We start from the raw sequence: 24,945 nt of genomic DNA, 5'->3' as shown, positions 1-24,945 counted from the left end.
GCCGCCCGGGCGCCGCAGACCATGGTGCGGTCGGCGAGCGGTGCGGGCGGCCCCGGACGCGTGGGCGCCCTGGGGACCGTCAGTCCTCGACGGGGCGGTCGGGGCGGACGGCGATGTGGTCGGGTTCGAGCTCCAGCATGACGCGGTTGCGGATCTCGAGAGCCTGGGTGAAGTCGCGCGGCAGCTGGAGGCGGCCGGAGCGGTCCACGGTGGCGTACTCGCTGGCGTGCACGGTGGTGCGGCCCTCATCGTCGGTGCTGGTGCGGCGGACGACCTCGGAGGCGGTGCGGCCGTCGCGGATGGCGACGGTGCGGTCGACCGCCTCGGCCACGGCCTGGTCGTGCGTGACGACGACGATCGTGGTGCCGAGTTCCCTGTTGGCGGTGCGGAACGCGCCGAAGACCTGCTCGGAGGCGGCCGAGTCCAGCTGCCCGGTGGGCTCGTCGGCCAGCACCAGGGACGGGTGGTTGGCCAGGGCGACGGCGATGGCGGTGCGCTGCTGTTCGCCGCCGGACATCTGCTGGGGGCGGCGGTCGGCGCAGTAGGCGACGCCCATCATGTCCAGCAGTTCGGTGGCGCGGTCGACGCGTGCCTTGCGGCCCTTGACCCGGCCGGACAGACGCATGGGCAGGAGGACGTTCTGCAGGGCCGTCAGGTAGGGCAGCAGGTTGCGCGAGGTCTGCTGCCACACAAAGCCGACGACCTCGCGTTGGTAGCGCAGGCGCGAGCGGGCGTCCATGGCGAGCAGGTCGAAGCCGGCCACGGAGGCCGCCCCCGCGGTGGGGGTGTCCAGCCCGGCCAGGACGTTCAGCAGGGTGGACTTCCCGCTGCCCGACGCCCCGACCAGGGCCATCAGTTCGCCTTGCTGCACCAGCAGGTCCAGTCCCTGCAGGGCCTGCACCTCCACGCCCTGCGCGGTGAAGATCCGCACCAGCCGGTCGCAGACGATCAGGGCGTCGTGCCCGTACGCGGGCTGCTCCCGGCTCTCGTTGACCCGTCGTTCCAGCTCCGCCAGCGTGACGCGGTCGCGCTCGGCGCCCACGGTTGTGTCCTGACTCATGATCGTTCCCCTATCCGGAGTTCGGTGGCTTCTCCCCGTCGTCCCGTCAGCCAGGCCTGAACGGCCAGCACCACACAGGCCAGCAGCACCAAAAAGGCCGCCGGCAGCAGTAGCGAGGCCGTGTCGATACGCAGCACCGCGCCCGATATGTCCGCGTTCGTCGCGCGGGAGTTGAACGCCAGGGCGGTCAGGTCGACGGAGGGACGCAGCAGGGACACCGTGGCCAGACTGACCAGGATGCCACCGATCGCGCCCAGCAGAACCTGCGGCAGCATGTCCAGGACCGCAAGCCACTGCCGTCCAGGGCCTGTCATCCCCATGGTCCGCAAGCGCGCCAGCAGCGCCTTGCGCTGTGGCGCGTGATGCAGCAGCGACAGGAGAAGGGCGAGCACGCTGTAGCCGGCGGCGCCCGCCACCGCTGCCAGGTAGACGTCGCGCGCACCGGACTGCAGGGCCGAGCCGCCGAACCGGGCCCGCTCCTGCGCCCGCAGTGCCACAGTGAGCCCCGCGTCCTTCTGCCGCGCGAGGGCGCTGAGGCCTCGCCCGTCCAGCGTCGGTCCGGTCGCGAACAGTGTCGTCGGGTCCAGGAGAGCGGCGGGCTTGTCCGCGTGGGCCCGCGCCATGGCGGGCGCCGAGACGATGACGAACTCGCCGCCGGAGACGGCCGGTGTCTCGTCCTGGACAGCGACCGCGCGAACCTTTGTCGCACCCGCGTACGCGAGCACCGTCGCGTCGGCTCTGCGGAACTCCGTTGCCAGTCGGGGCGAGACGACAGCGGGCAGAACCCCGTCGTCGCCACCGGCGAGCGCCCTCGCCGGGAAGGGCGCGCCGAGCCCCGTGGCAGAGACAAGCTCGCCATATGCCACGGGATCGACGATGACCAGAGAGTACGACGTGCCGGCCGGGACCGTCGACAGCCCCGTCTCGACGCGTACCGAGGTGATGTGGCGCACGCCCCTCACCTTCCGCACGCGTTCCGCGAGGCCGGCCGGGAGGACGTTGACCGAGTCGATGCGTGCGTCGGCACCGACCGCCCGCATGGCGGCGTGGTCCCGTCCGGCCTCCACACCGGCGAGCACCGAGCCGCCGAACGACGTCACCGCGAGCGCCACCAGCAGCGCCAGCAGCGGCAGCGCCGCCGAGGAGGACGTCCGGCCCGCTCGCGCCAGCCCCAAGTGCAGCACCGGACCCCGCAGCCGGGCCGCCGGCCGGGCCAGCATCCGCAGCGGCAGCGGATACAGACGCAGCAGGACCAGCGCGGCGAGCACCGCCACCAGAACCGGCGCCGCTGCCGTGAACGGGTCCGCTTCTCCGGCCGCTGTGCCCCGGCGTCGCAGCGCCACCACAGTGGCGATCACGATTACAGCTATGGTCAGTTCGGCCACCGTACGGCGGCGTGAGGGGCGTGCCTCGGCGAGGTCCTCCCGCTCGGGAAGGCCGAAGCGTCCGGACAGCGCCATCGTCCTTACGGGCGAGGCGAGTGTGGCGACCATTGTTACTACCGCGCCTGCCGCGATCGCCATACCGGAGCGGCCGGCGGGCACCAGCACCAGGGCGAGCGCCGTCCCGGCGACCGCGCAGGGCAGCACGATCAGCGCGTTCTCCCCGAGCAGACGCAGGGCCAGCGCGGCGCGCCCGCCGCCCCGCACCCGCAGCAGCTGGACCTCGGTGCGGCGGCGCGCCGCCATCAGGCCGCCTGCCATCAGCAGGACCACGCCCGCCACGGACCCGACTCCCAATGTGGCCACCAGGACCAGGGGGGACGCCGCAGCCCGCTCGCGGTCGAACGGCGCCAGTAGCGAGGCCAGGCCGTCCGGCGCGACGGTGAAGCCCGGTGTCCCCGTGACGTCGCGCAGCCGTTGCGCGTCGGGACCGCCGGTCAAGGAGGTCAGGCGGTCGAGCAGGGCCGGAACGTCGTGGGCGGCGAGCTCGGTGACGTCGACCGGCTGGTGCCAGTACAGCAGGGCACCGCCGGTCAGCTCGAGGACCTTCGCCGAGGCGTCCGTCGAGATGAGCGCGCTGAAGTGCCAGTAGTGCTCGGGGTCGCTGCGCGACGACCCGGGGACGGTGACGAGCGTCGGGGAGCGCAGGTCCGGCTCGGCGTTCCAGAAGGCCGCGCCGGCGTCACGGGGGGCGACGATCCCGGTCACCCGCACGGTGAGCAGGCCGCCGTTGGTCGTCGGGAGCTGGATGGTGGATCCCGTACGCACACCGAGTCTCTTCGCGGTGTCCGCCGTCAGCACGGCCTCCACGTCTCCGGCACGCTTCGCCGTGCCCGGCAGACGCCCGGAGACGAGCCGCGCGGCTTCGTGGAGGCGGGGCTGGGCCACCAGCGTCATGCGCGGGTCGTACTTCCGGCTGGGACGAGGCAGTTCCGGGGCGGAGGCGCGCGCGGGGTCGGCGTTGCGGACCCCGTGTACCCCCTGTGAGGCGTCCAGCGTCAGCGGCGGCCGCACGGCGTGGACGAACGCGTTCTCCGTGGCGGCCAGGTCGCGCTCCGGGAACGGGTTCTCGTCGACCCCGGGGGGAACCTGCACCTCAACGGTGGCGTTGACGCTTCGGTCGGGCAGGGACGCCTGGCGGAGCATGTCGTGCAGCGCGGCGTCCTCGTAGGCGTCGACGGTGCGCGGCAGCGCGGCAGCCAGGAACGCGGTGACCAGCACCAGCGCGGCCAGCGCGAGCGCCCCGCCGGGCGCGGCCCGCAGGCGGGCCCATGTCCATGATTCCTGACGGCGCACTCGGGATGCGGTCACGTCACTCACCTCCCTGCCGGCGCAGAGCCCGCGCCGGATCTTCCGCTCGTACCGCCGTCAGGACCACTGCGAGCAATGGCAGCACGGCCACTGCGGCGATCAGCGGCAGGAGCGGTCCGGCCGGCAACTCCACCCGTACGGCCGGGACCGGCGTCTGCGCCCCGGAGGTCAGCACGATCAACGGAACGATCAGCCGGGTCAGGAACCCGCCGAGCACCACGCCGACCGCCACCGCGACCGCGACCACGATTCCCTGCTCCGCCGCGATCACCCGGGCCAGCGATCGCTGCCTGACGCCCAGTGCCCGCAGCACCGCGAACTCCGTGGAGCGCTCGCGGACCGCGCCGACCGAGGCCACCGCGAAACCGACGGCCGCCAGCACCGTGGCGGCCACCACCGTGGCCGGCAGCGCTGACAGCGGACCCGCGCCCAGCGGGTCGCGGCCCAACTCCGCCCGCGCCTCCTCGCGCACCAGCACGGAGGTGACGTCCCCGCGGTCGCGGAGCGTCTTCGCCACTTGCCCGGCGGCGCCCGGCTCCGTCGCGAGCCACCACTCGGACGGCTCCAGCGGCGTTGCGTTCTGGGAGGACAGCGCCTGGTCGATACTTGCCAGGTCCATGAGAAGCGCACCTCCGCCGTTGCCCGCGGACCCGTCCCCGGTAGTGGGGAGCGCGCGGACCGCGCCGGTGATCTTGACCCTCAGCTGCACGCCTGCCACCTCCAGCGGCATCTCGGCGCCGACTTCGGCGTCGACGGCCCGGAGGAAGGCGTCCGTGGCGACCGCGGGGAGTGCTTGCGGTGGTGGCGGACCGGCGCGCAGCGTGACGGATGCCTCGGCCCCGCCGCCACGAGACTCATAGGGCGCCTCGCCGGTCCGGTAGTCGACGGCCAGCGGGGTGCGCGCGTCGGAGCGCGGCGGCTCGGCAGAGGAGGGGACGTAGCCGTTCTCCGGGTTCGTCGGGAAGTCGGGGTCCTGCATCGCCGCGTTCTCGGTCCATGTCGCACCGGTGGGAGCGGGAACCGCTTCCACCTTCCCGGCGGCAGTCACTCCGGCCACGAGGGTGACAGTGAGCCGGTGGTTTTCGTTGCGTGGCGGAACCAGATAGCGGGCCCGGAAGGAGGTGACCCACAGTGGGCCGGCCGGCGTCGCGCCGGCGGCCCTTCCTGCCTCGGTGCTCAGGTCCGCCTCCAGCGTGCGGAGCCGCCCGTCGGCGCGAACGAGCCCCAGGGCGATGGTGTAGGGGACGCCGTAGCGGTCGACGACGGTCGCGTACAGCTCGTCGGTCACCTCGCTCCAGTGCCCCTGGCCGCCGGGGCGGGACGCCTGGACGCGGGCGGTCACGCGAAGCCGGGACGTGTCGGCGGGCAGGGCGAAGCCGTCCTTCCCCTCCTCGGCCTCGTCCGTGCGCAGTGGCTTCGTGAGCTCCGTCAGGGAAGTGGTGGACAAGTCGTCGCGCAACCTCATCACGCGGGCCGCAGTCGGCGCGTCCATGGTCAGCAGGGTCGCGTTCCGGTCCTGAGGCAAGGAGACGGTGGAGCGCCCGGCCGGGGTGACGGCCTTGATGCCCGGCAGGCGGTCGTAGACGCCGCCCTGCCCGAATGGCGGCGTCGACGAGCCGTCCACGCGGATGTCCGCGCCGACGGCGAAGTCGGCTTGATCTCGCTGGGATAGCGACCAGCTGCTGTTCTCGGCGATCGCGAACATGCTGAGCGAGACGGCGAAGACCAGCAGCAGCGCCGACCCGGCGCCGCGTCCCGGGCGCCTCGACAACTGCCAGCCCACCAGGGAGGCGTACAGCCCGGAGCTCCTGGCCGCCCGCCGCTCGCCCAGCCGCGCGGCCAGGGGCAGCAGACGCAGTGCCATGACGGCTCCCGCCAGCAGGCAGAGTGCGGGCGCTGCCACCAGCACCGGGTCGAGCCCCAGCTTCCCCGACGTGTCGGCGCTCAGCACTCCCGTCCCGGCTTCGCGGCCGGAGAGCTGCCAGTACGCCAGAGCAGCCAGAACCACCAGGGAGAGGTCCGCGCCCGCCTGCAGGGCGGCCGGCAGCGCACGTCGCCTCGTTGCGGCCGCCTGCTCCCGGGCATACGGGCCCGAACGCCGCAACGACGGCGCCAGCACGACGAGCGCGCAGGCCAGCGCTGTCAGCACGGCCACCCAGGCGGCTGTGGTGAAGGAGGGCTGGAGACGCACCTCGGCCCGGGGCAGCGCGCCATGCCCGGCCAGCAGCCGCACCAACCAGCCCGCCAGGAGCGGTCCCGCCACCGCGGCGGGCACCACCAGGAGCAGCGCCTCGGCGGCGGAGAGGGCGGTGGTCAGGGCGCGCGAACCGCCGCGGACCCGCAACTGCGCAATCTCGCCCGCCCGTTCTCCTGCCAGCAGCGACGCGACGAGCAGCAGGGACAGCGTGGCGAGCAACACCAGCTGCAGCGTGCTGATCAGCAGGGTCGACCGGCTGACCAGGAGCCCTCCCTTCACGTCGGCGAGCAGGCCTGGCAACTCACTGCTGGCGGAGACAGCACCGGAGTCCATGGCGCTCAGCTGCTTCACCGTCCGACGGACGTCCTGACCGACCTGGTCGATGCGGGCGGTGGTCATGGCCCCGAAGTCGGCTCGGGCCATCCACGCCATCTCGGCCGGCGGAACGACGCCCGTGGTGAAGGCCTTCGGGTCTACCAGCAGCGGACCGTAGGTCGTGAAGGACAGCGTCCGCACGCCGCGCCCTGCCAGCGGGTCGAGCCGCCAGTACAGGGCGTTCGGGTCGGTGGGCCGGTACGTACCCGTCAGCCGGACCCGTAGCGGCGGTCCGCCGAGCCGGTCGGCCAGTGTGATCTGGTCCCCTGGCCGCAAGCCGAGGGAACGGGCGGCGGTCGCCGGCAGCGCCACCGGCACGGGGTTTGCGTGGCGCGGGGCGTCCGGGAAGGCGCCTTCCACCAGCGTCACCCGTGAACGCTCGAGGCTGGCGAGCAGAGTGAGGTCCGGGTCGCCCGACCGCGGGGCCCCTGCCGGGCGCAGATGTGTCGGCAAGCCGTACGAAGCCGAGCGGGTGCTCGACCAGACGCGCACCGGCAGGCCGTCGTAGCCCTGCGCGACGGCCGCCCGCACGCGGGAGTCCACCTGCTGGATGTCCTTGCCCGACACGTCCGACGTGACGTCGATCAGGGTCCTGCCGGCCGATGGTCCCTGCAGCGCCCGCCGGAGTCCGGCGTCCCCCACCGCGCCGCTGAACGCCGCCAATGAGGCCACCGCACAGGTGGTCAGAAGGATCGACAGCAGTGCGGCAGCGAGTAGCAGCCGGTGCGCGCGCAGGCGCAGCAAGACGAAGCCCGGCACCATGCCCCCCGTTCTCGACGCCCGTAACGATGTGTTGCGAGTGTTGGGCTACCTCACCGCGGAGTGATGAGGTGTGAAAAAGAACTGAAGCCTACGCCCGGCGCCGTGCGGCATTCGCGCGGATGTCCCATTGTCACCCGAAGGCGGGGTGCGGGGGGCAGACGGTCAGATGTTGATCACGATCTAAGCATGACTTTATTACGGGTATGTGAACGATGGTGCCGTCGGGTGCCGTCTATGCTGACCGCCATGAGCGAGGGACTGCTGGAGCGACCTGAAGGCCCTGTGGGCGACGGTGCGGCCTCCGATGCGATGGTCGTGGTCGAGGACCTGGTGCGCACATTCGGCACGGGGGACACGGCCGTGCGCGCGCTGCGGGGCGTGTCCCTGAGCGTGGGCCGGGGGGAGCTGGTGGCGCTCAAGGGCCGCTCGGGCTCGGGCAAGACGAGCTTGCTGAACATCGTCGGCGGCCTGGACCGCCCCGACTCCGGCCGGGTCACGGTCGACGGCACCGTCCTGGACGGCCTGGGCGAACGCGAACTGCTCGCGCTGCGCCGCGACCGCATGGGCTTCATCTTCCAGTCCTTCGGCCTGCTGCCCATCCTCACCGCCGCCGAGAACGTCGGCGTCCCCCTGCGGCTGCGCAACACCCCTCGCCGCGAACGCGAGGAACGCGTCGCCCTGCTGCTCTCCCTCGTCGGCCTCGAGGGGCACGCCGAGCAGCGCCCCGGTGAGATGTCCGGCGGCCAGCAGCAGCGCGTCGCCATCGCCCGCGCCCTGGCCAACCGCCCCGCCCTGATCATCGCCGACGAACCCACCGGCCAGCTCGACGCCGACACCGGGCGCGCCGTGATGGAACTCCTGCGCGCCGTCGTCCACAGCGAAGGCGTCACCGCCCTCGTCGCCACCCACGACCCGACGCTCATCGCCCTCGCCGACCGCGTCCTCGAACTGCGCGACGGCCACGTCGTGACCGACTGAGCCGACTGGACCGACTGAACGGACCTGAGCCGACTGGACCGACTGAACGGACCTGGGCATGGGCCGACCGGCTCCGCCCACGGGCACGGGCGCGGTGAACGCCCCGGTCACCGCGCCCCGTGCCCGAGAGCCGTGCGGGCCGGCCGGGACGGGCCGTGAGCCACGGTGTGGAAACCACCGTGTGCATGCCGCCGGCCCGCCAGCCGCCCCGTGTGATGTGCGGCACGCGGTAGTGCGGCGGAAGCCGCCGGGGCGGGCGGGCGTCGCGGGGGGAGCCCGGCTCCTCGTCGCCGCCCCTCCTCGGGGAGCGGCGAGGCCGCCGTCGCGACGGGGCTGACGGCGGCCTTCGCGAAGGCCGGTCTCGCGGTCTCCCCGCACACGGTGTGGCCCCGACCGCATCGAATCCGGCCACCGCGCCCGGGCCACGCCCCGGCCACCGCGCCCGGGCCACGCCCCGGCCACCGCGCCCGGGCCACCGCGCCCCGGCCACCGGCCACCACGCCCCGGCCACCGCGCCCCGGCCACCGGCCGCCCGGGCCGCCCTGGAGGCGTCCATGTGCGGCCCGCAGCGCGCCCCCTTCCACCGCATCCCGCTCCGGCCCATGCCCGGCGCTCCCCGCCCCGGAGGGACTTTCTTGCCCGCGGCGTGGTGTTACGTATAACGTTGGCGCATGTCCCGCATCGCCCTGGTCACCCTCGTCGTCCCCGACTACGACGAGGCCATCGCCTTCTACACCGGCGCCCTCGGCTTCGAGCTCGTCGAGGACGCCCCGCGCCCCGGCGGGAGCCGCTGGGTCGTCGTGCGCCCGCCGGGCTGTGCTGAGGGCAGTGGCTTGCTGCTCGCCCGTGCCAAGAACGACGCGGAGCTCTCGCGGGTCGGCGACCAGACCGGGGGCCGGGTCGGCTTCTTCCTGCACACCGAGGACTTCGCGGCCGACCACGCGCGGATGCGCGCCGCGGGCGTGGTCTTCCTGGAGGAGCCGCGCCACGAGGCGTACGGCTCGGTCGCCGTCTTCCAGGACCCCTACGGCAACCGCTGGGACCTTCTCCAGCCCGCCGCCACCGACACCGCCGACCAGGAGCGCAGCGCGTGACCGCCCTCGACACCGACCTGATACGCCGGCTCCCCAAGGCCGTCCTCCACGACCACCTCGACGGCGGCCTGCGCCCGGACACCCTGGTCGAACTGGCCGCGGAGATCGGCCACCCCCTGCCCGCCACCGACCCGCAGAAGTTGGCCGCCTGGTACTACGACGCGGCGAACTCCGGCGACCTGGTCCGCTACATCGCCACCTTCGAGCACACGATCGCCGTGATGGGCACCCGCGAGGGGCTGCTGCGCGTCGCCGAGGAGTACGTGCTGGACCTGGCCGCCGACGGCGTCGTCTACGGCGAGGTGCGCTACGCCCCCGAGTTGCTGGTGCACCGCGGCCTCACCCTCGCCGAGGTCGTCGGGACCGTGCAGGAGGGCCTGGCCGCCGGCATGGCGAAGGCCGCAGCCGCGGGCACCCCCGTCCGCGTGGGGACCCTGCTGTGCGCGATGCGCATGACCGACCGCAGCCGCGAGGTGGCCGGCCTCGCCGTCGCCCACCGCGACGCGGGCGTCGTCGGCTTCGACATCGCGGGGGCCGAGGACGGCTTCCCGCCCGCCGACCACCTCGCCGCCTTCGCGTACCTGCGCCGCGAGAACATGCCCTTCACCATCCACGCGGGCGAGGCCCACGGCCTGCCCAGCATCCACCAGGCCGTACAGGTCTGCGGCGCGCTGCGGATCGGCCACGGCGTCCGGCTCACCGAGGACATTGTGGACGGCAAGCTCGGCCGCCTCGCGGGCTGGATACGCGACCGCCGCATCGCGCTGGAGGTCTGCCCGACGTCCAACCTCCAGACGGGCGCCGCGGACTCCATCGCCGCGCACCCCATCACGCTCCTGCGCGACCTGGGCTTCCGGGTCACCCTCAACACCGACAACCGCCTGGTCTCGGCGACCACCATGACGCGGGAGATGGGACTGCTCGTCACGGAGGCGGGCTGGGGAGCGGAGGACCTGCGCGAGGTCACGGTCAACGCGCTCAAGAGCGCGTTCCTGCCCTTCGACGAGCGGAACGCGATCATCCGCGACGTCGTCCTGCCGGGCTACGCGGCGGTGACGGCCGAGGGCCGCTGAACGCGACGGGCCACCGGAGGACCCGGCTCCCGGCCCGGCCACCCACCGCGCTCGCAGCACCCCCGCACCCATGGAGCGGGGGTCCTTCGGCCTCAGGGGTGTCCACGGCCTGAGCCGGCGGCGCCGCGTCCGGAGCGAGGCAGAAGAGGCGGGTGCCGGCCGGCGCCGCGCGCGGACCGGACCGCCGCCGCCGAGACGCCGGGGCCGGGCCGGGACCGGTGCCCGCGCTGCTCCTACCACCGCGCGGGCGCGGTCCTGATGCGGGCCGGGTCCTCCTGGCGCAGCATGGGGGGCACCGGAACCGGACCCACCGCTCCACGTTCGGAGGTGCCGATGGAGACGCCACCCTCGGCCGGGCGGCCGCGCGGTCGCGGCAACGTGTTCTTCGCCTTCGTTCCGTGGATCGCCTTCGACATCGTCGCCGGGCCCAGCACCTGGGAACTCGCCGCTGTCGTGGGTCTCGTCGCCTCGGTGGCGCTGACCGTCCCGGACGCGGCCCGCGGCTCGGTGAAGCTGCTCGATGTCACCGGCATCGCCTTCTTCACCGCCATCACCCTGTTGGGCCTGGTCCTCGACCGGAACGACGTGATCTGGCTGGAGACCTACGCGCAGGTCCTGGCCAACGGGGTGATCGCCCTTGTCGCCCTGGGGTCGCTCGCGGTCGTGCCCTTCACCGAGCAGTACGCCCGTGAGTCCACTCCCCGTGAGGTCTGGGGGACTCCCGCGTTCCGGCGCACCAACCAGGTGCTGACGCTGGTGTGGGGTCTGGTCTTCGCGGTCACCGCCGTCCTGGGACTGGTCGCCCTGCGGGTCGCCGCCGGCGCCGACTGGCTGAACTGGGTGATCCCGATCGTCCTTCTCGTCCTCGCGATCCGCTTCACCGAGTGGTACCCGGCGCGTGTGCGCGAGCGCGTGCACCGTGCCGAGGAGGCGGGAGGCGGCGCCTGATCCGGTGCCAGACGATTCCACACCGGCGAGGCCTTGGCAGCGCCCGCTTCCGGGGCGCCTCGGCGACCGCTGCCGTCGCCCGTCGCGGTGTGAGAGCCCGGCAGGAGCGTGTGTCGTCGTGGATCGGCGGCGTCGGCGCCCCCTCGTCGGAGGAGTCGTCAACCGCCGTCGGGGCCATAAGTGTTGTGGAACGGTGGATCACCGGTGACGGAAACTGCGGATCGCTGACGGCGGAGGGCCGCCCGGCGGGACAAGGAGAGGATCTCGGTGGTCAGGTGGTACGGGTGGGGCATCCTCGCGCTTCCCGTCATGGGGCTCTGCCTGCTCGGCAACGCCGTCGAGGGGACCGTCCTCATGTGGGACCTCGCCGCGCAGGGAGGCGGCGGCATCGACCACGGCGGAGTACCGCTCGGCGGCATGGCGGTGGGCCTTCTCGTCGGGGGCCTGCTCGACCAGGCTCTGGGGTGGGCACTCAACAGCCGCCGTGTGCCGGACGGCACCAGGACGCGCGTCAACCGCCGCGGTCTCGGCCACGACATCGCCGTGGAGCGCTTCGGCCGGGGCTGACCGTCCTGGGAGTTCTGACCCTCCCCCTGGGCGCCGTCCAGTTCGTCTCTGCCCCTGTCGTGTGGACACTGGGCATCGCCTGGGCCGTTGCCGTGGTGGCCGTGCTGGTGCCGGCCTCGCGACGCAGAAGTGACGACGGGTCGGCACGACGTCCGTGACCCGAGCCCGCTGAGGACGACGACGGGTGCGGCGACACAGCGCAGGAATCCCTGTACCCCGTCCCGGCCGCTGGGCCGCTGGGTCGTCGGGACGACCGTCGGGGAAGACCTCCGGAGTGCCGCCGCACCCGTCCTCGCTGGATTCCGCCCGCTACTTCACGGACCCGGCCATGACCCCCTCCACGAAGTGCCGCTGGAACGCGAAGAAGACCACCAGCGGCACGATGAGCGACAGGAAGGCCCCGGGCGCGAGCACGTCGATGTTGGTGCCGAACTGCCGCATCTGGGACTGCAGGGCGACCGTGAGCGGCTGTGAACCGCTGTCGGCGAAGATGAGCGCCACCAGCATGTCGTTCCACACCCACAGGAACTGGAAGATGGCCAGGCTCGCGATCGCCGGACGACCCACCGGCAGCACCAGTCTGCGGAAGATCATCCACTCCGACCCGCCGTCCATGCGGGCGGCCTCCAGCATCTCCCGCGGGATCTCGGCGAAGTAGTTGCGCAGCAGGAAGATCGCGAACGGCAGCCCGTACGCCACGTGGAAGAGGACCACGCCCGCGGTCGTGCCGAACAGCCCGACCGCGCCGAACAGCCGGGCCACCGGCAGCAGTCCGATCTGCACCGGCACCACGAGCATCGCCACGACCACCAGGAAGACCCAGTCGCGCCCCGGGAACTCCAGCCAGGCGAAGGCGTAGGCGGCCAGCGCGGCCAGGATCACGACGACGACCGTGGCGGGCACCGAGATCAATACGGTGTTCCAGAACGCCTGGGTCATCCCGCCGTCTCCCAGGATGGCGGAGTAGTTGCCCAAGGTCAGCGAACCGGGGTGGGCCAGCGCGGTCCACCATCCCGAACCGGCGTTGTCGTCGGTGCTGCGCAGCGAGGAGATGAACAGTCCGGCCGTCGGGGTGAGCCAGATCAACGCGACGACGGTCAGCAGGATCTGGACGAGCCCGCCGCGCAGCACCGAGACCAGCCGGGCCGCCATGGAGGGACGCCCGGGGACCCGGCCGGCCGGCCCGCGGGGCGGGGAGGGCGGAGCCGGGTGCGGAGCGGCGGTCTGCACGGTCATCGGTTGCTCCTGCGGAAGCGTCGGATGTTGAGGGCCATGGCGGGCAGCACCAGCAGCAGCAGGACGACGCCGATCGCGCTGCCCAGGCCCTGGTTGTTGCCGCCGCCGAAGGAGACCAGCCACATCTGCAGCGCCAGGACGTTGGCCTCCTCCTGCACCGGGCCCGGCGCGATGATGTAGACGAGGTCGAAGACCTTCATCACGTTGATCACCAGCGTCACGAAGACGACACCCAGGACCGGCGCCAGCAGCGGCACGGTGATCCTGCGGAAGATCTGCCACTCGCTCGCGCCGTCCATCCGGGCGGCCTCCAGGGTCTCCCGCGGCAGCGAGGACAGCCCGGCGCCGATCAGCACCATCGAGAAGCCGGTCCAGATCCACAGGTAGGCGCCGATGATCGCGGGGGTGACCAGCGTCGGCCCGAGCCAGTCGATGCCCGCGTACGGCTTCGCGAAGTTCTTCCCGGGCAGCCGGACGCCGTACGGGCCGTCCTTCGCGTCCGGGAAGCGGAAGGAACCGTCGTCGCCGGTGGTCGTGGTGGCCACGACGGCATCGTCCTTGGTCAACTCGACGGCCATGTGCGGCAGGCCGCGCTCCTCGGGGTCCACGGCGCCGGGCGTGCCCCCGCCGCCCGGGACGAAGTCCAGGTAGACCACACCGGTGACGGCGTCCTCGGCGGCCTGCGCGGGCGCGGCCGGGCGGGCCTGCTCGGGAAGGGACGCGGGCGGCAGGCCGACCAGGCCGAGGGTGACGGCCTTGCCCGGCTCGACGCTCGCGACCGCCTGGTAGCCGTCGCCCGACTGCTTCAGCACCTCTGTCCCGCGGGGGCGGGCGCCGGGATAGGCGGAGGAATCGTTGAAGGCGTCGTGCACGGCGACGGCGACCGCGTTCATGACGCCGCGCTGCGGGTCCTGGTCGTAGACCAGGCGGAAGGTGATGCCCGCGGCGAGGAAGGAGACCGCCATCGGCATGAAGATCAGCAGCTTGAAGGCGGTGGCCCAGCGGATCTTCTCGGTGAGCACGGCCAGCACCAGGCCGACGCCGGTGAGCAGGGCCGGCGCGGCCACGACCCAGATCGCGGTGTTGCGGACGGCCTTCAGGGTGGCCGGGTCGCTGAACATCTCCTGGTAGTTGTCCAGGCCCACGAAGCGGTCGCCGCTCGCGTCGAACAGGCTGCGGCCGATCGAGTAGAGGATGGGGTAGCCGACGAGGGCGCCGAGCAGGACGAGCGCCGGGAGCGCGAACGCGATCGCCGTGATCCGGGGCCGGCGTGAACGCCGCAGGACGGCGGCCGGGGCGGCGCCGCCCGCCGGAGCGGACGGCGCCTTGCGGTTGGTGGCGGACATGTCCCGGCCTCAGCCCTTGTAGGCCTTGGCAGCCGCGGCCTCGAGCTTCGCCGCGGTGGCCTTCGGGTTCGACGGGTCGCGCAGGAAGTCCTGGAGGATCTTCCACTCGCCCTTGCCGGGCGTGCCGCCGAAGGCGGGCGGGGTCTGGTCGGACATGTCGAAGCGCACCGTGTCGCCCGCGTCGACCAGGGACTTGGCGGCGGTGCGCAGGGTGTCGTCCGCGTAGGAGGCCGGGTCGAGCTTGGTGTTGGGGGAGAGGAAGCCCCCCGCCTTCGCCCAGATCTCCGCCGCCTCCGGGGTGGCCAGGTAGGCGATCAGCTCCATGGCGGCCTTGCTGTTCTTGCCGGACTTCAGCGCCACGGCGGCCTCGCCGCCGCCGACCACCGGTGCCGGGCCTCCGTCGACCGAGGGGAAGGGGAAGAACTTCGCGTCCTCGCCGACCTTGCCGCCCAGGTCGCCCGAGATGACCCCGCCGACGAAGTCGCCCTCGTAGACCAGGCCGGCCTTGGGGGTCTTGCCGAAGACGTGCGCCACGGAGTCCGGGAAGCTGGTGGCCAGGGCGCCCTTGCGGCCGCCGGCGAGCAGGTCGTCCTCGCCGAACAGCTGGGACAGGGTGCTGAGCGCCTTGACGACGGTGGGGTCGCTCCAGGGGATCTCGTGCCGGGTCAGCTTGTCGTAGTTCTCGGGGCCCGCCTGGGAGAGGTAGACGTTCTCGAACCAGTCGGTGAGCGTCCAGCCGTCCGAGCCGCCTACGGCGAAGGCGGGCAGGCCCGAGTCGGACACGGCGCGGGCGACGTCCAGCATCTCCGCGAAGGTCTTCGGCGGCTGCACACCGGCCGTCTCCAGCGCCTTCGGGCTGTACCAGACCGTCGACTTGTCGGACGTCTTGAAGTACAGGCCGTAGTAGGTGCCGTCGACGGTGCCGAAGGTCTGCCAGATCTTGGCGTAGTTCTTCTCCGCGGCACTCTTCACGTCCTGCGACAGGGGCTGGAGCCAGCCCTTGCCCGCGAACTCCTTGAGCACTCCCGGCTGCGGCACCATCGCGACGTCGGGCGAGTCGCCGCCCTCGATCTTGCTGCCCAGAACGGTCGCGAAGTTGTCGCCGGTGGAGATGTAGGCCACCTTCGCCCCGGTCTTGGCGGTGAAGCCGTCCAGGACCTTCTGGAAGTTCTGCTGCTCGACGCCGGTCCAGACGGCCGCGACGGTCACCGTCTGGCCCTTGAGCTTCTGGCCGCCGGCCGCCGGGGCGGAGTCGGAGGCCGTCTTGGTGTCACCGCCGCAGGCGGTGGTCGCGAGGGCCAGACCGCATATGGCGGTGACCGCGACAAGGGTGCGTTTCATCAAGGTCGTGTCCTTTCTGGTGGTGCGCTTCATCGAGGCGGTACGAGGGCTGTCGGACGGGTCAGATGTGCGTGGGCTCGTGGACCCACCAGGCGGCGGCGTTGCCGGGGAGGACCCCGGGTGGGCAGGGGGCGCTGGACAGCAGCGGCGCTCCCGGCACGGGGGAGGGGACCGGTTCGTCGCCGAAGTTCACGGCGCAGACCAGGCCCTCTCCGCGGACGAAGGCGAGCACCCCGGGCGGCGCCTCCAGCCAGCGCAGCGTCCCCTCGCCCAGCTGCGGCAGCCGGGCCCGCAGGTCGAGCGCCTCCCGGTACAGGTGCCAGAAGGAACCGGTGTCCAGCAGCGCGCGGTCGGCGCTGTGCTCGGCGAACCACTCCGGCTGCGGCAGCCACGGCCGGGCCGTGCTGCCCGCGGCGGTGAAGCCGAACGGCGAGGAGTGACCGGACCAGGGCAGCGGCACCCGGCAGCCGTCCCGGACGAATCGGCGGCTGCCGGTGCGGCGGAAGATGGGGTCGGTGAGGACCTCGTCCGGCAGGTCGACGACCTCGGGCAGCCCCAGCTCCTCGCCCTGGTAGATGTACGCGGCCCCGGGCAGCGCCAGCATCAGCAGCGCCGCGGCGCGCGCCCGGGCGGCGCCGAAGTGCCCGGCGGAGCCGCCCGCGTAACGGGTGACGGTCCTGACCTGGTCGTGGTTGTTGAGCACCCAGGTGACGGTGGACCCCGTCCCGGCGATGTCGCGCAGCGCCTCGGCGATGGCCGTGCGGAACGCCGTCGCGCTCCAGGGCGCGCTCAACAGGTGGAAGAAGAAGGCCTGGTGGAGCTCGTCGGGCCGGACGTAGCGGGCTTGTTCGGCCGGGGTGGGGACGGAGACCTCGCCGACCAGCAGGCGTTCGCGTCCGTCGCGGGCGGTGTACTCCTCGCAGATCGCGCGCCACCGCCGCCACACCCCGTGCACCTCGGGACGGTTCCAGGCCAGCGGGTTGACGGAGTCACGGGTCCGCTCGTCGGCCGCGGGGTCGGGGGAGTCGGGCAGGGCGGGGTGCTTGAACAGGCCGGCAGCCACGTCGATGCGGAAGCCGTCGACTCCTCGGTCCAGCCAGAAGCGCAGCACGTGCTCGAAGTGGTCGCCCACCCGCGGATCGCGCCAGTTGAGGTCGGGCTGCTCCGGGGTGAACAGGTGCAGATACCACTGTCCCGGGGTGCCGTCCGGTTCGGTCACCCGGGACCAGGCGGGGCCGCCGAACATCGCCCGCCAGTTGTTGGGCGGCAGTTCGCCGTGCTCGCCGCGTCCGTCGGCGAAGTGGAACAGCGACCGGGAGGAGCCGCCCGGGCCCTCCGCCAGCGCCTCGCGGAACCACGGATGGGCGCTGGAGCAGTGGTTGGGCACGATGTCGACGACGGTGCGCAGCCCCAGCCGGCGCGCGTCGGCGACGAGGCGGTCGAACTCGGCGAGGTCGCCGTAGAGGGGGTCGACGGCCGTGTAGTCGGCCACGTCGTAGCCGTGGTCGTGCTGCGGCGACGGGTAGAAGGGGCTCAGCCAGAGCCCGTCGACGCCCAGCCTGCGCAGATAGGGCAGGCCGGCCCGGACGCCGGCCAGGTCCCCGACACCGTCGCCGGTGCTGTCCAGGAAGCTGCGCACATAGACCTGGTAGACCACCGCGTCGCGCCACCAGGGGCGTACGGCGGCGAGTAGGGGGGAGGGGGCGGCGGCGGTGGAGGAACCGTCCTCCAGAGGGGCTGTGAACACCCGTCACCATTCCTGACTGCGGGCGTGCCTCGGCATGACTCTGCACCGGCAACGCTGGTGGCTCGTTATGCATGCATGTTAAGTAGCGATGTCAGGGAGGTGTCAATGAAGTTGGCAAGAATCCAGTAGAAATGCCGCCCTTTTGCGGCCTTTTGCAGAGGTATGTTCCCAGGTGAAGTCAGCGAGCGGTAGGCAATGAGCGATGCGTCTACCTAACATGCATCTATGTATGCAGGGTTTCGTGCTCACGGTGAATCCGCTGGGTCAGCGGTCCTGCACGATCTCCCGCAACTCGCGGTCCAGTCGCGCGACGGCCTGATCCGGCGGGGTGTGCAGCGCCAGCGCGTTCCGGCTCACCGCCGCCACCGCCAGGCTCACCTGCTCGTAACGGGCGCTCTTGGGGCGCGGTCTGGCCGCCCTGAGGCTCTGCTCCAGCACCGGCAGATACGGGTAGCGGCGCACCAGCGCCGGATCCCGGTAGAGGTCGGCCCACACCGGCGGCAGCGAGCCCTCCGTGAGCACCTGCCGCTGCACGGCCTCACCCGTCATGTAGGCCATGAGGTCGGCGGCCGTCCGGGGATGCCGTGAATGGGCGTTGACCGCGAGGTTGGACCCGCCCAGCACGCTCGCGCCCGGCCCGTCGGGGCCGGGCAGCGGCACCACGCCGAAGCGGCCCGCGATCCGCGAGCCGGGAGCCGAGGCGGACTCGTACACGTAGGGCCAGTTGCGCAGGAAGAGCAGTCGGCCGTTCTCGAAGGCCCGCCGCGACTCCTCCTCCTTGAAGCTCAGCGCCTCGCGCGGGATCCAGCCCGCGCGCACCCCGCGCACCAGGAAGCCCAGCCCCTCCCGGGCCGCGGCCGAGTCCACGGTGACCCGGCTGCCCTCCTCGCCGAGGAAACCGCCGCCGGCCGACTGCACCGCCTCGGTGACATTGACCGTCAGGCCCTCGTAGGGCAGGAACTGCCCCGCGTAGCCGCCGATCCGGTACTTCGGGGCGAGGGTCCGCGCCTGCCGCTCCAGCTCCGCCCAGGTGCGCGGCGGGTCCAGGTGCTCCCGGTCGAGGATGTCCTTGCGGTAGTAGAGCAGCCCGGCGTTGGTGACATAGGGGACCGCGTACAGCCGTCCGCGGAAGGTGGCGGTCTCCTGCACCGACGTCAGCAGCCGGTCCAGCGGCAGGCCGCGCGGGTCGACCGGCGCGATCCAGCCCGCGCCGGCGAACTCGGAGGTCCAGGCCACGTCGATGTTGAGCACGTCGAAGCGGTCGCTGCCCGAGCGCAGGCTGTCGGCCATCTGCGCGCGCACCTCGTCGGCCGCCTCGGGCAGTTCGACGAGCGTCGCCTTCTCCTGGGGGTGGGCACGGTTCCAGCCGTCCAGCACGTGCTGGAGGTAGCCGGTCAGATCACGCCCGGTCGCCAGGGTCACCGGGCCCCGGCCCGTCGTGCCGGGCGGGCCGCCGGCGGGGCGGGTGCCCGCGGAGGCGTGTCCGGCCAGCAGCAGGGCAGCGACGAGCAGGGTCCGGCCCGCGGCCCGAGCCCAGCGCATATGATCCTCCAGGTCTCCCGCCCGGCGACGGCGGCGTCGTCCGGAGGGACCTGTATACCTGGTGGACATGCGGGATACTAGCCATCGGTGCAGGACGGCCTGCCCACGGACGACCGGACTGGCGAGCGACCCCTGACCGGCAGGCGACCGAGGAGGAGGAAGGACGAGCGTGCGCCTTCCTCTCATGGCACTCCTCGCTAAGGGGCCCGCCCACGGTTACGAACTGAAGACGGCCCTTGAGAAGCTCTTCGGCGCTGCTTATCCTCAGCCGAACATCGGCCAGATCTATGTGACGCTGGCGCGCCTGGAGAAGTCGGGACTGATCCGGGGCGAGGACGTGACGCAGTCAGGCCGGCCCAACAAGCGGATCTACGAACTCACCGACGCCGGGCGGGAGGCGGTCGCCGCCTGGTTCGAGGAGCCGTCCAGTGAGCCGCGGGTGCGCGACGAGTTCTTCATGAAGCTCGCCCTCGCCCCGGCCACCGGCATGGCCGACCAGGTCTCCCTGATCAACAAGCAGCGCCGCCACTACCTCAACCTCATGCGCGCCATGTCCCGGCTCGCCGCCGGCGAGGACCGGGACGACACCATCGCGCAGCTGCTGATCGAGGGCGCGACGCTGCACCTGCAGGCGGACCTCGACTGGCTGGAACGCTGCCAGGAGGAGCTGGAATGAGAAGGGCCGAGCCGCCCCTCGCGGCGCCGCACATGCTCCGGGTCGAGGGCCTGGTCAAGACGCACCGCGTGGACGGCGGCGAGGTCCGGGCCGTACGCGGGGTCGACCTCGAGGTGCGACCCGGCGAGTTCGTCGCCGTCACCGGCCCGTCCGGTGCCGGCAAGTCGACCCTGCTGCACCTGCTCGGCGGCCTCGAACGCCCCGACCGGGGAAGGATATGGCTGAACGGTCAGCGGGTCGACCAGCTCAGCGAGGCACGCTGGGCGGTGCTGCGGCGGCGCGACGTCGGCATCGTCTTCCAGTTCTTCAACCTCGTCTCCACCCTCACCGTCGCGGACAACATCGAACTGCCCGCCCTGCTGGCCGGCCGCTCCCCCCGCCAGGTGCGCGCCACCCGCCAAGAACTGCTGGCCGAACTCGGACTGACGGGCAAGGAGGACAGCACCCCCGCGGACCTGTCGGGCGGAGAGCAGCAGCGGGTCGCCCTCGCCCGGGCCCTGGTCAACCGCCCCGCCCTGCTGCTGGCCGACGAGCCCACCGGCAGCCTCGACAGCAAGGGCAGCCGCGAGGTGCTGCGGTTGCTGACCCGCTGCCACGAACGCGGCCAGACCATCCTGCTCGTCACGCACGACGCCAAGGTGGCCAGCGCGGCGGACCGGGTGATCAGCCTCTTCGACGGGACCGTCGTCGACGACGTCAGCCTCGACGCCGCGCCGTACGCCTCACGCCCCTCCCGTGCCGCCGCCGACGTCGTGAAGCTGCAGGGCTGACCGCCGTGCGCGCCACCGTCCGCTGGGCCCTCGCCGACCTGCGCACGCACCGAAGCCAGGCCCTGTCCATCGTCCTGGCCACCGCGGGCATCACCGCGGCCCTGCTGCTCTCCGCCGCCCTCCTGGTCTACGCGGCCAACCCCTGGCAGCGCATGTTCACCGCCACCGAGGGCGCCCACGTGTGGCTGCGCGCCGACGGCGGCGCCGACACCGCGGCCCTGTCCCGCATCGACGGCGTCACCGCCGTCTCCGGCCCCTTCCGCACCCTCACCGTCACCGCTCAGCACGGCCAGGAGAAGGCCGCCCTCGATCTGCGGGCGGCGGGCCCGACCCCGCCCGCGGTGGGCCGGCCGCTGATGGACCGCGGGAGTTGGCTGGACGGCGGGGCCGGCGACGGCATCGTGCTGGAGCGGTCGGTGGCGTCTGCGCTGTGGGCCGAGCCGGGTGACGAGATCAGCGTGACCCGTGGCGGACGGCACGGCACCGTCCGGGTGGTGGGCGTCGCGGGGACCGCCGAACCCCGCTACGCCCCGGGGGACAACCCCGGCGTCGCCTGGGCGTCGCCCGCGCTGGTGAACGGCCTCGCCGAGGGCCGCACGGGGCCGGGGCAGACCGTGGGACTGCGGTTGAGGGACCCTGCGGACACTGCCTTCGTCGTCCAGCGCGCCGTCACCGCCATCGGATCGGACCGGGTCACCAGCGTCGCCACCTGGCGCGAGGCCCGCGCCGACGCCGAGGGCGACAACCATGTACTCGGGCTGCTGCTCGGCCTGTTCGGGCTGGCCGCGCTCCTGGCCGCCGCGATCGCGGTGACCGGGGGCATCGCCACCCGCGTCCTGGCGTATGTGCGTGACATCGCGATCCTGAAGGCGGTCGGCTTCACCCCGGCCCAGGTGGTCCGGATGTTCCTCGTGCAGCACGCCGTGCTGGCCACCGCCGGGGTGCTGCTCGGCGCGGTGGCCGCGGAGACGCTCGCGCCGGGCATCCCCGGGCCCATGGGGGACGCCGTGGGGCTGTGGCGGCAACTGCCGCAGCACACCTGGGCCCTGCCCGGCACGGCCGCGGCGACCGTGCTGGTCATCGCCGTGGCCACGGTGCTCGCCGCCTGGCGGGCCGGCCGGGTGCCGCCGATCCCGGCAGCCCGGGGAGGCGTAGCGGGACGCCGCAGGATGTCCGGCGCGGCCCGGGCCGCCCTGCGTCTGCGCACCCCGCCCGCCCTGGTGCTCGGCTGCCGCGGCGTGCTCCACCGGCCCGCCCGTTCGGTGGCAGCGGTGGCCCGGCTCGCGCTGCCGATCCTCATGATCACTGTGGCGCTGGGGACCTGGGCCACCCTCGACCGCTTCGAGGACCACCCGGAGCAACTCGGCCAGGCGGGCGCGCTCACAGCCCGCCCCAACGGCCTCACCGACGACGCCGTCCGGCGACTCCTCGCCGGGCGGCCCGAGATCGCCGCGATCCACCCGGGAGTCGAACTCGCCGCACTCGCCCCCGGCCAGTCGCAGTCCGTCACGCTGCGGGGGATCGGCGGCACCGCCGACCCCTACCCCTTCGCCGTAGCGGAGGGCCGGCGTCCCTCCGGGCCCGACGAGGCGCTCGCCGGACAGGGCCTGCTCGACGCGCTCCACGCCGAGGTCGGCCAGTGGGTCCGGGTCACCGTCGGCGGCACCCCGCACATCCTGCACATCGTCGGCCGCAGCATCGAGACGGGACACGGCGGACGTGTCATCTCGGCCCCGCTGGACGTCCTGCAGGCCCAGGACGCGTCCGTCAGGCCCTCGTACTACAGCCTGGTGCTGCGTCCCGGCGCCGACCGCGCGGCGGTGCACGGCGCCCTCACCGACGCCTCGCGCGGGGCGCTGGAGGTGCGCGAGGTCACCGGACCCGGCGCCGAAGTCTCCCCGGTGCGCGGGGTGATCATCGGACTGGTCACCGTACTCGCGCTGATCGCCCTGGCCGAGGTGTCGACGGCCGTCGGCAGCGGCATCCGCGACCACGCGCGCGACATGCGCGCCTACCGTGCCCTGGGCCTGACCCCGCAGCAGAGCGTGGCGACCGTGGTCACCGGTGTCGGTCTGGTCGTCCTTGCCGCGGCGGCGGTGGGGGTCACCGCGGGGGTGTTCGCCTCCGACTGGCTGATCGATCTGCAGGGGATGTCCAGCGGTGTCGGTGCGGGTATCGCGCAGTCCCCGCCGACGGGTGTGCTCCTCCTGATCGTGGGTGCGTGCGTGGCGGTGGCGGTGGCCGCATCGGTCGTGCCGGCGTCGCGTGCCGCGGGGGACCGCAATCCGCGGATGCTGCTCAACGCGCCGTGAGCTCGGGGCGCAGGCTGCGCGGCCGTCGGATGCGGTGTGCGCGTTCACGCGCCCGCGGGCCTGCCCGGCTGCGGGTCTGACTCGGCGGCGGGGGTGGCGGTCGTGTCGCCGGTGTGGGCCTGGTCGTCCTGGCGGTCGTCCTGGCTGCTGCGGCGGTGGGCGTCGAGGTGGGGCCTCGGCCTCCGGTCGGCTGTTCGACCGACTCGTGGTCGTGCCGGCGTCCCGTGCGGCGAGGGCGCGATCCGCGGATGCTGCTCAACACGCCGTGAAGGAGCTGCGCCGGCACCCCCGCCGCAGGGCGGAGTCGCGGGCGTGATCATCGGTAAGAATGAGGCAGGCCGGACCGGCCGCGCGGTCCTTGACCGTGTCGTCGGCCGTCGCCGATGCTTGCGTTACGGCATGTGTGGAATGTGCCGTAATGAGACGTACCCGCCTCAGAGATCCGCACCAGCCGAGGAGTACCCATGGCCCACCAGGTCCGCGCCGTCGTCGCCCGGGAGAAGGGTTCCCCCGTCAGTCTGGAAACGATCGTCGTGCCCGACCCCGGGCCGGGGGAGGCGCTGGTACGGATCCAGGCCTGCGGGGTCTGCCACACCGACCTGCACTACCGCGAGGGCGGCATCAACGACGACTTCCCCTTCCTGCTCGGCCACGAGGCCGCCGGCATCGTGGAGTCGGTCGGCGAGGGCGTCACCGACGTGGCCCCCGGCGACTTCGTCATCCTCAACTGGCGCGCCGTGTGCGGTCAGTGCCGTGCCTGCCTGCGCGGACGCCCCTGGTACTGCTTCAACACCCACAACGCCGAGCAGAAGATGACCCTGCTGGACGGCACCGAGCTCTCCCCGGCCCTCGGTATCGGGGCCTTCGCCGAGAAGACCCTCGTCCACGCCGGGCAGTGCACCAAGGTGGACCCGTCCGTGAGTCCGGCCGTCGCCGGGCTGCTCGGCTGCGGCGTCATGGCGGGCATCGGCGCGGCCATCAACACCGGCAACGTCGGCCGCGGCGACTCCGTCGCCGTGATCGGCTGCGGCGGGGTCGGCGACGCCGCGATCGCCGGCGCCCGGCTGGCCGGCGCCGCGAAGATCATCGCGGTGGACATCGACCCGCGGAAGCTGGAGACGGCGAAGAAGCTGGGCGCCACGCACACCGTCAACTCCAAGGAGACCGACCCGGTCGAGGCGGTCCGCGAGCTGACCGGCGGCTTCGGCGCCGATGTCGTCATCGACGCGGTCGGCCGGCCCGAGACGTACAAGCAGGCGTTCTACGCCCGCGACCTGGCCGGCACCGTCGTCCTGGTCGGTGTGCCCACTCCCGAGATGAAGCTGGAGCTGCCGCTGCTGGACGTGTTCGGGCGCGGCGGCGCGCTGAAGTCCTCCTGGTACGGCGACTGCCTCCCCTCCCGCGACTTCCCCATGCTCATCGACCTCCACCTGCAGGGCCGGCTGGACCTGGACACCTTCGTCACCGAGACCATCGCCCTGGACGAGGTGGAGAAGGCGTTCGAGCGGATGCACCACGGCGACGTGCTGCGCTCGGTGGTGGTGTTCTGATGGCCGCCCGGATCGACCACCTCGTCACCTCGGGGACCTTCTCGCTGGACGGCGGCACCTGGGACGTCGACAACAACGTGTGGATCGTGGGCGACGAGACCGAGGCGATCGTCATCGACGCGGCGCACGACGCCGACGCCATCGCCGACGCGCTCGGCGGCCGCCGCCTCGTCGCGATCGTCAGCACCCACGCCCACAACGACCACATCGACGCCGCGCCCGCGCTCGCGGCGCGCACCGGCGCGCCGATCCTGCTGCACGGCGCCGACCTGCCGCTGTGGAAGCAGACCCACCCCGAACACGCTCCGGACGGAGAGCTGACGGACGGGCAGGCCATCTCGGTGGCGGGCACCGAGCTCACCGTGCTGCACACCCCGGGCCACGCTCCGGGAGCGGTCTGCCTGTACGCGCCCGCCCTCGGCACCGTCTTCACCGGCGACACCCTCTTCCAGGGCGGCCCGGGCGCCACGGGGCGGTCCTTCTCGCATTTCCCGACCATCATCGACTCCATCCGCGACCGGCTGCTGACCCTGCCGCCGGATACGGTCGTGCGCACGGGCCACGGCGACAGCACCACCATCGGCGAAGAGGCTCCGCACCTGGAGGAGTGGATCGCCC

18 protein-coding genes are annotated in these 24,945 nt (G+C 72.8%); 10 read left to right on the top strand and 8 right to left on the bottom strand.

The features are described from left to right. Positions 1–79: 79 nt before the first annotated feature. Genes ACRWND_RS11910 through ACRWND_RS11900 form a run of 3 tightly spaced genes read right to left on the bottom strand, consistent with a single transcriptional unit; the run spans position 80 to position 7,147 of the window. Positions 80–1,060 carry an ATP-binding cassette domain-containing protein gene (locus ACRWND_RS11910; RefSeq protein ID WP_431948673.1) on the bottom strand — a complete coding sequence of 327 codons (981 nt, stop codon included), beginning with the start codon at positions 1,058–1,060 and terminating at the stop codon, positions 80–82. Next, entirely contained in the window at positions 1,057–3,813 is a 2,757-nt protein-coding gene (locus tag ACRWND_RS11905) for an ABC transporter permease (RefSeq protein ID WP_431948672.1), read from the bottom strand. The genes ACRWND_RS11910 and ACRWND_RS11905 overlap by 4 nt, the downstream gene beginning before the upstream one ends. 1 nt (position 3,814) lies before the next feature. Beyond that, positions 3,815–7,147 (bottom strand): FtsX-like permease family protein, encoded by a 3,333-nt coding sequence (locus tag ACRWND_RS11900; RefSeq protein WP_431948671.1) that lies wholly within the window; start codon positions 7,145–7,147, stop codon positions 3,815–3,817. A 309-nt stretch (positions 7,148–7,456) separates the two neighbouring features. Here ACRWND_RS11900 and ACRWND_RS11895 point away from each other — a divergent pair, with 309 nt between their 5' ends. The 5 genes from ACRWND_RS11895 to ACRWND_RS11875 all read left to right on the top strand — a co-directional run bounded on the left by ACRWND_RS11895 (position 7,457) and on the right by ACRWND_RS11875 (position 11,807). After that, entirely contained in the window at positions 7,457–8,125 is a 669-nt protein-coding gene (locus ACRWND_RS11895) for an ABC transporter ATP-binding protein (RefSeq protein WP_431948732.1), read from the top strand. Positions 8,126–8,796: 671 nt separating this feature from the next. Then, positions 8,797–9,219, top strand: a complete 423-nt coding sequence (locus ACRWND_RS11890) for a VOC family protein (RefSeq protein ID WP_431948670.1) — start codon at positions 8,797–8,799, stop codon at positions 9,217–9,219. Beyond that, the gene (locus ACRWND_RS11885; RefSeq protein ID WP_431948669.1) at positions 9,216–10,292 is read left to right on the top strand and encodes an adenosine deaminase; all 1,077 of its coding nucleotides are present in this window, start codon (positions 9,216–9,218) and stop codon (positions 10,290–10,292) included. Before ACRWND_RS11890 ends, ACRWND_RS11885 begins: the two co-directional genes overlap by 4 nt. A gap of 333 nt (positions 10,293–10,625) precedes the next feature. Then, positions 10,626–11,240, top strand: coding sequence for a hypothetical protein (locus ACRWND_RS11880; RefSeq protein WP_431948668.1), 615 nt, complete (start codon positions 10,626–10,628; stop codon positions 11,238–11,240). 267 nt (positions 11,241–11,507) lie between these two features. Next, positions 11,508–11,807, top strand: a complete 300-nt coding sequence (locus ACRWND_RS11875) for a hypothetical protein (RefSeq protein ID WP_431948667.1) — start codon at positions 11,508–11,510, stop codon at positions 11,805–11,807. Positions 11,808–12,116: 309 nt separating this feature from the next. Here ACRWND_RS11875 and ACRWND_RS11870 read toward each other — a convergent pair whose 3' ends face one another. The 5 genes from ACRWND_RS11870 to ACRWND_RS11850 form a co-directional block, all read right to left on the bottom strand. After that, entirely contained in the window at positions 12,117–12,947 is an 831-nt protein-coding gene (locus ACRWND_RS11870; RefSeq protein WP_431948731.1) for a carbohydrate ABC transporter permease, read from the bottom strand. 92 nt (positions 12,948–13,039) lie between these two features. After that, on the bottom strand, positions 13,040–14,389 hold the full coding sequence (locus tag ACRWND_RS11865) for an ABC transporter permease subunit (protein WP_431948666.1): 1,350 nt from the start codon (positions 14,387–14,389) through the stop codon (positions 13,040–13,042). A gap of 9 nt (positions 14,390–14,398) precedes the next feature. Then, positions 14,399–15,730, bottom strand: a complete 1,332-nt coding sequence (locus ACRWND_RS11860) for an ABC transporter substrate-binding protein (protein ID WP_431948665.1) — start codon at positions 15,728–15,730, stop codon at positions 14,399–14,401. Positions 15,731–15,791: 61 nt separating this feature from the next. After that, complete coding sequence (locus tag ACRWND_RS11855) at positions 15,792–17,462, bottom strand: glycoside hydrolase family 13 protein (protein ID WP_431948730.1); 1,671 nt, start codon at positions 17,460–17,462, stop codon at positions 15,792–15,794. A gap of 279 nt (positions 17,463–17,741) precedes the next feature. Next, the gene (locus tag ACRWND_RS11850; RefSeq protein WP_431948664.1) at positions 17,742–19,019 is read right to left on the bottom strand and encodes an ABC transporter substrate-binding protein; all 1,278 of its coding nucleotides are present in this window, start codon (positions 19,017–19,019) and stop codon (positions 17,742–17,744) included. A gap of 169 nt (positions 19,020–19,188) precedes the next feature. On the opposite strand from ACRWND_RS11850, the gene ACRWND_RS11845 reads away from it, so the two are divergent. From ACRWND_RS11845 to ACRWND_RS11825, 5 genes are all read left to right on the top strand, one after another. Next, positions 19,189–19,695, top strand: coding sequence for a PadR family transcriptional regulator (locus ACRWND_RS11845; RefSeq protein WP_392616999.1), 507 nt, complete (start codon positions 19,189–19,191; stop codon positions 19,693–19,695). After that, positions 19,692–20,465, top strand: a complete 774-nt coding sequence (locus tag ACRWND_RS11840) for an ABC transporter ATP-binding protein (protein WP_431948663.1) — start codon at positions 19,692–19,694, stop codon at positions 20,463–20,465. Before ACRWND_RS11845 ends, ACRWND_RS11840 begins: the two co-directional genes overlap by 4 nt. Before the next feature lie 5 nt (positions 20,466–20,470). Continuing rightward, positions 20,471–22,777 carry an FtsX-like permease family protein gene (locus tag ACRWND_RS11835; protein WP_431948662.1) on the top strand — a complete coding sequence of 769 codons (2,307 nt, stop codon included), beginning with the start codon at positions 20,471–20,473 and terminating at the stop codon, positions 22,775–22,777. A gap of 464 nt (positions 22,778–23,241) precedes the next feature. Next, entirely contained in the window at positions 23,242–24,327 is a 1,086-nt protein-coding gene (locus tag ACRWND_RS11830; RefSeq protein ID WP_431948661.1) for an S-(hydroxymethyl)mycothiol dehydrogenase, read from the top strand. After that, positions 24,327–24,945 (top strand): MBL fold metallo-hydrolase (locus ACRWND_RS11825; protein WP_431948660.1); only part of this gene is annotated, 619 nt, incomplete at its 3' end. The genes ACRWND_RS11830 and ACRWND_RS11825, both read left to right, overlap by 1 nt.

This window comes from Actinacidiphila sp. bgisy167, from assembly GCF_965342175.1.
Taxonomy (GTDB): domain Bacteria; phylum Actinomycetota; class Actinomycetes; order Streptomycetales; family Streptomycetaceae; genus Actinacidiphila.
The sequence above is the reverse complement of the archived record's forward strand: the minus strand, read 5'-3'. Positions and strand labels throughout refer to the sequence as shown.

Excerpts from the sequence above, each read along its gene's own strand:
- ACRWND_RS11910 (WP_431948673.1), bottom strand. The coding sequence starts at position 1,060 with ATGAGTCAGGACACAACCGTGGGCGCCGAGCGCGACCGCGTCACGCTG.
- ACRWND_RS11900 (WP_431948671.1), bottom strand. The coding sequence starts at position 7,147 with ATGGTGCCGGGCTTCGTCTTGCTGCGCCTGCGCGCGCACCGGCTGCTA.
- ACRWND_RS11895 (WP_431948732.1), top strand. The coding sequence starts at position 7,457 with ATGGTCGTGGTCGAGGACCTGGTGCGCACATTCGGCACGGGGGACACG.
- ACRWND_RS11890 (WP_431948670.1), top strand. The coding sequence starts at position 8,797 with ATGTCCCGCATCGCCCTGGTCACCCTCGTCGTCCCCGACTACGACGAG.
- ACRWND_RS11880 (WP_431948668.1), top strand. The coding sequence starts at position 10,626 with ATGGAGACGCCACCCTCGGCCGGGCGGCCGCGCGGTCGCGGCAACGTG.
- ACRWND_RS11865 (WP_431948666.1), bottom strand. The coding sequence starts at position 14,389 with ATGTCCGCCACCAACCGCAAGGCGCCGTCCGCTCCGGCGGGCGGCGCC.
- ACRWND_RS11860 (WP_431948665.1), bottom strand. The coding sequence starts at position 15,730 with ATGAAACGCACCCTTGTCGCGGTCACCGCCATATGCGGTCTGGCCCTC.
- ACRWND_RS11850 (WP_431948664.1), bottom strand. The coding sequence starts at position 19,019 with ATGCGCTGGGCTCGGGCCGCGGGCCGGACCCTGCTCGTCGCTGCCCTG.
- ACRWND_RS11840 (WP_431948663.1), top strand. The coding sequence starts at position 19,692 with ATGAGAAGGGCCGAGCCGCCCCTCGCGGCGCCGCACATGCTCCGGGTC.
- ACRWND_RS11830 (WP_431948661.1), top strand. The coding sequence starts at position 23,242 with ATGGCCCACCAGGTCCGCGCCGTCGTCGCCCGGGAGAAGGGTTCCCCC.